The following is a 335-nucleotide window of genomic DNA, read 5'->3' on the forward strand; positions in this document are numbered from 1 at the left end:
ATATAAATGCGTCTATAACCATAAATACCTTGATATTGATGATAGATATCGTTGATATCTTCCATTAATGTATTATTTTCAATCTCTCTCTTAGATGGTTTTCTGTTTGTCCATTTATAATAACTTGATCTATTTATTCCTAAAACACTACATAACCATTTAATTGGATATTTATTTTTTAGCGCTTTGATCGTTTTGTATGACGCGATTTGTTTACTTTTTGATTCATCATCTCTCTTTCGAATTCTCTCCGCTTTTTTAAAACCTCATTCTTCATTTCTAAATATTTATTTCGTTCTTTTAATGCTTTAATTTCTGCATCTTTCATTTCATCT

The 335-nt window shown here is 27.2% G+C and carries 1 pseudogene; it reads right to left on the minus strand.

The annotated features are described in order from the left end of the window. A pseudogene (locus tag CD129_RS13505) lies at positions 1-335 on the minus strand (IS3-like element ISSau2 family transposase); the annotation flags it as partial.

This window comes from Mammaliicoccus fleurettii, assembly GCF_003970575.1.
Lineage (GTDB): Bacteria > Bacillota > Bacilli > Staphylococcales > Staphylococcaceae > Mammaliicoccus > Mammaliicoccus fleurettii.